The 798-nt window shown below is 59.4% G+C and carries 2 protein-coding genes; both read left to right on the top strand.

What is annotated here, in order from left to right:
- Positions 1-53: 53 nt before the first annotated feature.
- Positions 54-359: a hypothetical protein gene (locus P9272_RS35910; RefSeq protein WP_278164954.1), complete on the top strand. Its 306-nt coding sequence runs from the start codon at positions 54-56 to the stop codon at positions 357-359.
- A 164-nt stretch (positions 360-523) separates the two neighbouring features.
- Positions 524-742: a hypothetical protein gene (locus tag P9272_RS35905; RefSeq protein WP_278164956.1), complete on the top strand. Its 219-nt coding sequence runs from the start codon at positions 524-526 to the stop codon at positions 740-742.
- Positions 743-798 lie beyond the last annotated feature (56 nt).

The raw sequence follows: 798 nt of genomic DNA, 5'->3' as shown, positions 1-798 counted from the left end.
AACATTAGCGATCTCTTGACGAAGGCCTTGGCCCGCGCCAGACTCATCATGGCATGGCGAAGGGCATCAAGGTTGGCGACGAGGTCGCCATCACCGCAACAGTCCGCAAGCGCGTGACCGAAGATAGGGTCAGCGTCTCGATCCCGAACTATGGGTTTCCACACTCGATAGTTGACCGGACATCGGCGCTGAAGAAAGGGCAGCGGATTGAACTCACTGGTGATGTCCTCCGGGTCGACGAAAATACTGTGACGGTGAATTTGTCCCCGCCGGTGACAGTGGACATCGATGTGGTGCGGTTGGTCACCAGCTACGTTCCGCCGAAGGGAAAGACGCCGCTGGTCGACAAGCCGACCTGACGGCATCTGGACTCCGGGCGTCAACAGTCGCATTCTCCCCCTTGGGGAGAGAGGGCTTGGGCAAGCGCCGGCGCGGTTACGCGGACAATGAGTATAACCGTCGGCGCTATCGACGCAGGCGGGGCGATGACGACGTTTCGGCGTTGGCAGTCGTCGTTCTATTCATAATTGTGATCGCAGGCTATCTCGCCGTCCAGATCGGCCCCGAGTTCACCAGTTGCAACATCAAGGGCAATATCTCCTACAACGGCGGCGAGAAGATCTACCATGTGCCGGGGCAGGAATATTACGACGAAACCAGGATCAGCCTCCTGAAGGGCGAGCGATGGTTCTGCAGCGAGGCTGAAGCACAGGCCGCCGGATGGCGAAGGGCCAGGAGGTAGTGGCGGCTACTGCATCTCCATAGCCCAAGCGTCGAACATCTGAACGAGCTCCGCGC

It is taken from the genome of Mesorhizobium sp. WSM4976, from assembly GCF_029625685.1.
Lineage (GTDB): Bacteria > Pseudomonadota > Alphaproteobacteria > Rhizobiales > Rhizobiaceae > Mesorhizobium.
This window is presented reverse-complemented; position numbering and strand designations above follow the sequence as displayed.